A 7,783-nucleotide genomic window follows, 5' to 3' on the forward strand; every position below is an offset into this window, starting at 1 on the left:
ACGGCACGCCCGCCACTACGCCCGCCTCCTCGACCGGCACGCCACCGCGCTCCAGGACGGCTCGGACGCCGAGGTCGATCGCTCGCCGTAGCTGTAGGTGCCCGAGCTGCAGGCCGTGAGCAGGCCGGCGCGCTTCAACGCGGCTGGCTGGTGGGGTGTGCCGGCGGGGTGGCTGCCAGGCTGGTCAGGAGCTTGAGCCGCTCTTCGGAGGTGCTGCCCGGTTCGGCGGTGTAGATGGTGAGGTCGTACACCGTCCGGCTGGAGATGGGCAGGTCAAGGGACTGGTAGGTCAGCTCCAGGTCGCCGACCTGCGGGTGCCACAGCCGCTTGCTGCCGGCGTGGCGGATGCGCACGTCGTGGGCGGCCCACTGGCTGCGGAACGCGGTGCTGAGCGTGGACAGCTCGCCGACGAGGTCGCGTAGCGCCCGGTCGTGGGGCTCGCGTCCGGCCTCGGCGCGCAGCAGCGCGGCGCTGACGGCGGTGGCCGCGTCCCAGTCGACGAAGAACCGCTGGGAGCCCGGGTCGAGGAAGATGTAGCGGGCGAGGTTGGCGCGGCCGTGCCGTGTGGTGGCAGGGCTGTCGAAGACCGGCGCGAGCAGGGCCCGGGCCAGCGCGTTGTGGGCGACGATGTCCTGGCGGCCGTTGCGTACGAACGCCGCGGACATCGTCATGGAGTCCAGCAGCCACTGGACGCGCGGCGGGACCTGTACGTCCTTGCGGCGCGAAGGTGCGCGGCGGGCGGGCCGGGCGGCGTGGGCCAGGTCGAACAGGTAGGTGCGTTCGTCCTGGTCCAGGCGCAGGGCCTGGGCGACCGCGTCGAGTACCTCTTGCGATACGCCGCTGATGTGGCCCTTCTCCAGCCGGGTGTACCACTCGGTGCTCACACCGGCCAGCACCGCGACCTCCTCGCGGCGCAGCCCGGGGACCCGGCGCCGACCGCCGGCGGGCAGCCCGACCTGCTCCGGGGCGAGCTTCGCGCGCCGGGTGGCAAGGAAGTCTCGGATCTGCTCGCGGTTGTCGAGCCGGTCGTCCATGCCCCCACGGTAACCGCAGGGTTCGCGCAGGCGCCGACGGTAAGGGGGTTGAGCTTATCCCCCTATAAACGCGCTCTGCCTCGCGCCCGGCCAGGCGGGTTTCCTGGGATCAGCACATCGAACGCGACCTGCGACACGGAGATGGATCCTGTCCGACCAGCTCTTGTAGCGGTGATCGGCCCGCCCATCACCGTCGAAGCCCTCCTGTGATGCACCACCAGGACCTCCAGCACCCGGGAGTATGACCATGACCGGCAAGACCGTACTGATCACCGGCGCGACCAGTGGCATCGGCGCCCACACCGCACGATTGCTCCTCGACCGCGGCCACCGCGTGGCCGTCACCGGCCGCGACGAGACCAAACTCAAGTCCTTCCTCGACGAGACCGGCCACCCCGACCGGCTGCTCGGCATCATCGCCGACGCCGCCGACTGGCCGGCCACCCAAGCCGCCGTGACCCGCACCGTGGCACACTTCGGCGCCCTGCACGCCGCGGTGGCCAACGCCGGCTTCATCCCCGGCGACCACCCGCGCACCATCGCCGACGGCGACCCGGAACTGTGGGCGCCCATGGTCCTCACCAACGTCCTCGGCCCCGCCCTGCTGGCCAACGCCGCCCTGCCCCACCTCGAGACCACGGGCGGGCGGCTGGTGCTCATCGGCAGCGTCGCCGGCCTGAAGAACAGCCCCGCCAACCTCTACTCCGCCACCAAGTGGGCCGTCACCGGCATGGCCGAGAACCTGCGGATGTACGCCACCAGCCGCGGCATCGGCGTCACCCTCGTCAACCCCGGCATGACCGACACCGCCTTCTGGCAAGGCGGCGTCCCGCCCTTCGCCCTGGCCCCCGAGCCCGTCGCCGAGGCCATCTGCTTCGCCCTCGGCCAGCCGGCCGACGTCGACCTCAACACCCTGACCATCCGGCCGGTCGGCCAGCCCGTCTGAGCCAGATCTGACACCCTGTGGCATCGCAGCCGGTCGTGAGCCGTGGTGTTTCCATCGAAAGCGAGACAGCCACCCCGGCAGATGGCCAGAGATCTCCTGGTCAAGTCCGCGGACAGTCCGGCTCCATGCCCGCCCATACGGCAAAAGCGTGAGCGGCCCGTGCCCGTGAGGTGTCACCGAGCGCGAGATCGGCGATCGTGCCAGCGCCCCTATTGATAATGCCCTACCGCACTACTCAACCACCGAACAAGGGAACAGGTATGAACCAGACACTCAAGCGGACGTTGCAGGTCGTCCGCAAGACCCTCACCGCAGGCGCAGCAGTAGCGCTGTCGGCGGCCATGCTGACCTTAATCACCGCTGCGCCCGCGCACGCCGCCGCCATCGCGAGAGTGCCTTGCGACGGTCAAATCCACGTCTGGATTCGGACAATCGATCCCAGTAATAATAATCTCTGCTTTAGAGGTACCGGCGTACTTAACGTGGCCATCTACAACATAGGGCTTGTGTCCTCAAGAGATCGATGGGTCACGGTGTACTACATCAGAAATGCCGGTGGCCCAGTGGAGGGCCAGCTCATCCCTCCCAAGATCGAGGGAGCCACGCCGCCGGTCCACGTTTGGCCCCTGTCTTATACCCCCATCCATATGATCACTCGGATTGCGGTATAAAAATCTCTAGTTAGATCTGCGAGCAGTCCTCGTCAACCAAGATGACGAGGACTGCTTGCTTTGTGCGCGAAATGCTGGCCTTTGTGGCCGGGCACTAAGGACCGGAATCAGAATGAGGTCTCTGTGGCTCGGGAATGACGGCGTGTCAGTTCGCGTTGGCGCGGCCCGGAGGCCTATGGAAGCTGGACTCCGGACCAGGCATCGACTTCGCACTGTCTGTCGGCATTGTTCCCTGTGGTCACGACTGTGCCGTTGGCACGCAGGCCAAGGGTGTGCGTTGAACCGGTCGCCACGGCGACAATGTCGCGCCAACCGCCGACTTCGCACTGTCCGTAGCTGTTGTCTCCTGCTGCGAGGACCCGTCCGGACGCAGTGACCCCGACGGTGTGGTAGCTGCCCGCGCCGAGCGCCACCACGTCTTCCCACTCATCGACCTCGCACGCCCCGGTTGCCCGGTCTCCGGTCGCTACTGCCCGCCCGTCGGCTCTGAGTCCGACGGTATGGAGATACCCGGCCGAAATGGCGGCTAGGTCACGCCACCCTTCAACGACACACTGCCGTCGTCGGTTGTTCCCCGTGGCCAGTGCAGAACCGTCCGATCGGACGCCGACCGAGTGCCAGTCACCACACGAGAGAACGACCATCTCGCGCCAGGACTGCACGTCGCACTGTCCTTCTGAACTCCGGCCAACTGCCAGCACGCGGCCATTCGCGAGTAGCCCGAGCGTGCGGCGCCAGCCTGCGGCCACGGCCGTGATGCCTCGCCATCCGGCGACATCACATTGCCCATCGCCATTCCACCCCGTCGCCAGCACCGTACCGTCCGACCGGAGTCCCACCGTATGAGACCTGCCCGTGTTCGTCGCGGTATGGACGTTGCCAGCTGCCACCGCGACGACGTCTTCCCATCGCTCGACACGACATTCAGCGGCTGCGGTATTACCCACGGCGAGAACGGTTCCATCCCAGCGCCGTCCGACCGAATGACACCTTCCGGCCGCCAGCGCCGACGGGTTAGCGAGCATTCCGCCTCCTTGTGCTTGGCGCGAGTGCGAGACGTGGGATTCCACCTTACTTTGCACTGAAATTAGAGCGGGGTCCTCAGTCGTCGCCAGCAGATGACGGCACAACCGAGTGTGATGAAGGGCTGGTGGATGTCGTCGCGGATCTCCCAGCGGATGCGTAGGCGGCGGAACCAGTGCAGTAGTGCGATGGCGCCTTCCACGACCCAGCGGTGTACGCCGAGTCCGGAGCCGTGTTCGGTGCCGCGTCGGGCGATGTGCGGGGTGATTTCGAACCGTCGGACCTGGTGGCGGTAGCTTTTGTGGTCGTAGCCGCGGTCGGCGTAGAGGTGCTTCGGGCGGCGCAGCGGTTGGCCGCGTTTGCCTCGGATCGGCGGGACGGCTCGGATCAGTGGGATCAGCTGGGTCACGTCGTTGCGGTTGCCGCCGGTCAGCGTGGCGGCCAGCGGGATGCCGTGGGCCTCGACGATCACGTGGTGCTTGCTGCCGGTCTTGCCCCGGTCCACCGGGGACGGGCCGGTGGCCGCACCACCTTTCATCGCCCGCAGATGGCTCGAGTCGACCGACGCCCGGGACAGATCCAGTATGCCGGCCGCCCGCAGTTCGGCCAGCAGCATCTCGTGCAGGCGCTGCCAGACCCCGGCCTCGTTCCACTCCCGCAGTCGCCTCCAGCAGGTCATCCCGGAGCCGAAGCCGAGTTCCTGCGGGAGGTAGCGCCAGGGGATGCCGGTGTAGAGCACGAACAGGATGCCGCACAGAACCCGCCGGTCATCGAGCCGACGACGCCCCGGGTACCGGAAGCGCCGCTCAATCACCGGCAACAGCGGCTCGATACGCTCCCACAGCCCATCGTCAACCTCCCACGGCTTGCGCCCACCACGAGTCTCGGTCGCAACCACTCCCTCCAGGCCGCGCCAACGCGAACTGACACGCCGTCATTCCCGAGCCTCAGAGACCTCATTCTGATTCCAGTCCTAAGCGAGATCCTGAGATCTGCAGGTAGTGACCAACGTGCCTGACAACCCTAGATAACTTGTCAGGCACGTTCGTCGAAAGCCCGCTTGCCTTACAGGCCTTCACACGACTGACCAGCAGGTTTGTTTGCCAACCCCAGATAACGCCAGTGCTCTGTGCGGTGTCGTCGCACCAAGAACACACACCGGGGAACGTCACCGGGCGCCCGCACTCGTCGCACCGTTGCACTCGTCGCGGGTCACCGGCCGCGGAGCCGTCGAGACGACGGCGGGAGCGGGCATCTTGCGCCGCAGTCGGTGAACGATCGGTTTCGCGGGGGAGCGGACCTCGTCGGGCAGCCCGGCGGTCAGGACCGTACGGTTCGGCGCGAGACGATCCGCGCCACGATGATCTGCCACGCGGCGTACGCGAGAACGAGCAGCCGCTCCGGCCATCCGATCGGGACGTCGGGGCCGAAGCGGCCGTCGGCCCCGAGCAGGACAGTCTGGGCGACCATGAACATGACCAGCGCCGCGGGCGGCAGCACCGCGGTCCACCACAGCCCGCGCTTGACGGTAGAGAATGCGCTGTCGCGGGTGAGCCCGGCGGTGATCAGCAGTACCGCGACCGGAAGGAACATGAGCGCGAGTCCGGCGCCAAGCCCGTGCAGAGTGCCGCTGGCGGACAGCTGATCCTGCGGAGTGTCGATGGGGTCGGTGACAAAGACGCCGCCGATGACCGTGCCGACGGCCGCGACCGCCAGGATGACCGCACCGATCCGGGTAGGGAGCCGCTGGGGCCGGACGAGGAGCGCGATCGCCAGGGTTCCGTAGCCGACCGCGGACAGCAGGAACGCCACCACCATGAGCCAGCCGAACTCGCCGAGCGCATATTCGCTCGTGGTCTGCCAACTCGTCGAGACGTCGGGCCGGATCAGGTGGAGCAGGACCAGCAAGAGCAAGAACGCGACGCCCGCGACCAACGAGATGCCGGCGGCGCGGGCCGGGAACGCTCGCCCCGTCGGCGCGGCCGTGAGCCGGTCGTCCTGGTGGGGCGAGGGAGGTGTGAGAGTCACGATGCACTTCTTCCTGGAGCCGGACGGTCTCCTCAGGAGGTGGTAGAAGCTGCGTCGCGATTCTCGACATCCGGTGCCACCGATCTCCGCCCGTTCAGAGCCAGCCAACGTGCCTTACGCGCCTGGCTCGAAAATCGGTCCGTTAGTGGGCAGGCGGCAGCGAACCTCGACCGGTGATTTCGGAACTGGTTATGCAGGTGGTGCGGCGGGGTCAGGCGGCTGGTTGCAGGGTGACCTTCTGGCCGGTGAGGTGTTCGAGCTGGCGGACCAGGTCACGTTCACGGCGCTGGGTGGCCAGGCGGGATTGGTAGAAGTCGGGCCCCAGGTCGATGAAGCGGGCCTCGGGATCCGACAGCAGGTGCCAGATGGCGGTCAGTACGGAGTTGCCGATGGCGACGATGGCGCGTTTTCGGCCCCTGCGGCGGGCGAGGCGGCGGTAGCGCTCGCCGAGGAAGGTGTTGGAGCGGGAGGTGGTGGCCACGATCTCCCCGACGGTGGCGGCGATCCACGGATTGCCCTTGCCGGTGGAGCCGCCCTTCTTGCGCCGGGCGGAGTTCTTGTCGATGGGCGCGAACTTGGCCCAGGACACCAGGTGGGCCGCGGTGGGGAAGCGGCTCATGTCCACCCCGATCTCGGCGATGATCTCTTGCGCTGCGATGGTGCCCACCCCGGTGATCTCATCCAGCTGAGCCGCTGCGGCGGCATACGGGGCAATCTGGTTTTCGATTCGGGCGGAGACCTGCTCGACCTTCGCGGTGAGGTCGTCGACGCGCTCGACCATCATCTGACACAAGAAGGCGTGCTCATCGGTGAAGTGCCCCCTCAGGGCCTCCTCCAGGACACTGATCTTGGCACGCATGGCACCGCGCGCCATCTGCGCCAGCACCCGAGGATTACGTTCTCCGTTGATCAACGCTGCGAGCATTTGGCGGCCGGATACGCCGAAGACGTCACTGATCACGCTGGACAGTTTGATCTGCGCGTCCTCCAGGAGCTTTTCCACGCGCTGCTTCTCGCGGGTGCGCTCACGCACCAACGTCCGCCGATAGCGGGTCAGATCGCGCAGTTGGCGGATCGGCTTGGGGTGCACCAGGCTGGGCCGGCACATGCCGCGCTCGACGACCTTGGCCAACCAGACCGCGTCCAGCTTGTCGGTCTTCGGGCGGCCAGGGACGTTCTTGACGTGCTTGGCGTTCAGCAGCCAGCAGGTGAAGCCCTCGGCTTCCAGCACGGTGTTGGTCACCTCGTCGCGCATCGTGGTGGTGACCCACTGCGTGCGCATGTAGTCGCGCAAGTAGTGCTCCCAGGGGTGGTGTGCATGCGGGAGGCAAGGAGTTCCAGCACCCGCACATTCAAGATCACGCTCGCTGGGGAGGACTGCTCGCGTGCGCGGCGCCACCAGCGCAGAATCTCCAGCGCCTGCGTCACCGACTCCTCGGCCGTCGACAGACGGGACAAGACGTTCGCGGCGTTCACGGCGATCTCATCGGGAACGCGGCCAGATCCGGCACTGGGGGGCTCAGAGGGGCGGGTGAAACGTTGCCAAGCCGAGCCGCGGGCACTGAAGTGTGAGGTGCCCTGCAGATTCCGGACAGTCGGCTGCATAAGCTGACAGAAGTCTGGAAGAGGTAAGTACGTGACGAGGCGTCGTAGGCAGTTCTCGCCGGAGTTCAAGGAAGAAGCCGTCCGCATGGTGCTGGAGGGCGAGCGGACGGTCGCGTCGGTGGCGCGGGAGTTCGACATCAACGCCAGCACGCTGGGCAGTTGGGTGAACCGGCATCGGATCGTGAGCACCCAAGCTGAGCAGCGGCTGGTTTCCGGGCCGGAGCGGGCGCGGATCCGGGAGCTGGAGCGGGAGAACGCGGAGCTGCGTGAGAAGCTGACGTTCTTGAAAAAAGCAGCCGCCTTCTTCGCGGCCGAGAGTCGATGACGCTCGCCAAGTACGAGCTGATCGACGCGGAGAAGGCATGCCACTCCATCGCCCGGATGTGCGCCTGGCTGGGGGTGAACCGCGCCGGGATTGATGGAGGCTTCATCGGTTGGAAAGGATGGAGCTCATGTCAGGTCGATCTGGTTCGTCG

General features: G+C 67.0%; 8 protein-coding genes. 3 read left to right on the top strand and 5 right to left on the bottom strand.

All coding sequences use genetic code 11. The features are described from left to right. Positions 1 to 134: 134 nt before the first annotated feature. Positions 135 to 1,034 carry a helix-turn-helix transcriptional regulator gene (locus ACTOQ3_RS43165; RefSeq protein WP_440089852.1) on the bottom strand — a complete coding sequence of 300 codons (900 nt, stop codon included), beginning with the start codon at positions 1,032 to 1,034 and terminating at the stop codon, positions 135 to 137. 247 nt (positions 1,035 to 1,281) lie between these two features. On the opposite strand from ACTOQ3_RS43165, the gene ACTOQ3_RS43170 reads away from it, so the two are divergent. Together ACTOQ3_RS43170 and ACTOQ3_RS43175 are read left to right on the top strand one after the other, a co-directional pair. Beyond that, positions 1,282 to 1,980, top strand: coding sequence for an SDR family oxidoreductase (locus ACTOQ3_RS43170; protein ID WP_440089854.1), 699 nt, complete (start codon positions 1,282 to 1,284; stop codon positions 1,978 to 1,980). A 260-nt stretch (positions 1,981 to 2,240) separates the two neighbouring features. Then, positions 2,241 to 2,651: a hypothetical protein gene (locus tag ACTOQ3_RS43175; protein ID WP_440089855.1), complete on the top strand. Its 411-nt coding sequence runs from the start codon at positions 2,241 to 2,243 to the stop codon at positions 2,649 to 2,651. Between the two features lie 173 nt (positions 2,652 to 2,824). Here the strand turns inward: ACTOQ3_RS43175 and ACTOQ3_RS43180 are convergent, their stop codons facing one another. From ACTOQ3_RS43180 to ACTOQ3_RS43195, 4 genes are all read right to left on the bottom strand, one after another. Beyond that, positions 2,825 to 3,676 (bottom strand): RCC1 domain-containing protein, encoded by an 852-nt coding sequence (locus tag ACTOQ3_RS43180; protein ID WP_440089857.1) that lies wholly within the window; start codon positions 3,674 to 3,676, stop codon positions 2,825 to 2,827. A 62-nt stretch (positions 3,677 to 3,738) separates the two neighbouring features. After that, positions 3,739 to 4,572: an IS5 family transposase gene (locus tag ACTOQ3_RS43185; RefSeq protein ID WP_440089858.1), complete on the bottom strand. Its 834-nt coding sequence runs from the start codon at positions 4,570 to 4,572 to the stop codon at positions 3,739 to 3,741. Between the two features lie 422 nt (positions 4,573 to 4,994). Then, complete coding sequence (locus ACTOQ3_RS43190) at positions 4,995 to 5,702, bottom strand: DUF998 domain-containing protein (protein ID WP_440089859.1); 708 nt, start codon at positions 5,700 to 5,702, stop codon at positions 4,995 to 4,997. 211 nt (positions 5,703 to 5,913) lie between these two features. Then, positions 5,914 to 6,996, bottom strand: a complete 1,083-nt coding sequence (locus tag ACTOQ3_RS43195; RefSeq protein WP_440089860.1) for an IS110 family transposase — start codon at positions 6,994 to 6,996, stop codon at positions 5,914 to 5,916. A 342-nt stretch (positions 6,997 to 7,338) separates the two neighbouring features. Between ACTOQ3_RS43195 and ACTOQ3_RS43200 the strand changes: the two genes are divergently transcribed. Further along, positions 7,339 to 7,632 (top strand): transposase, encoded by a 294-nt coding sequence (locus ACTOQ3_RS43200; protein WP_440089861.1) that lies wholly within the window; start codon positions 7,339 to 7,341, stop codon positions 7,630 to 7,632. Positions 7,633 to 7,783: the final 151 nt, after the last annotated feature.

It is taken from the genome of Streptosporangium sp. LJ11, from assembly GCF_051918945.1.
GTDB lineage: Bacteria > Actinomycetota > Actinomycetes > Streptosporangiales > Streptosporangiaceae > Streptosporangium.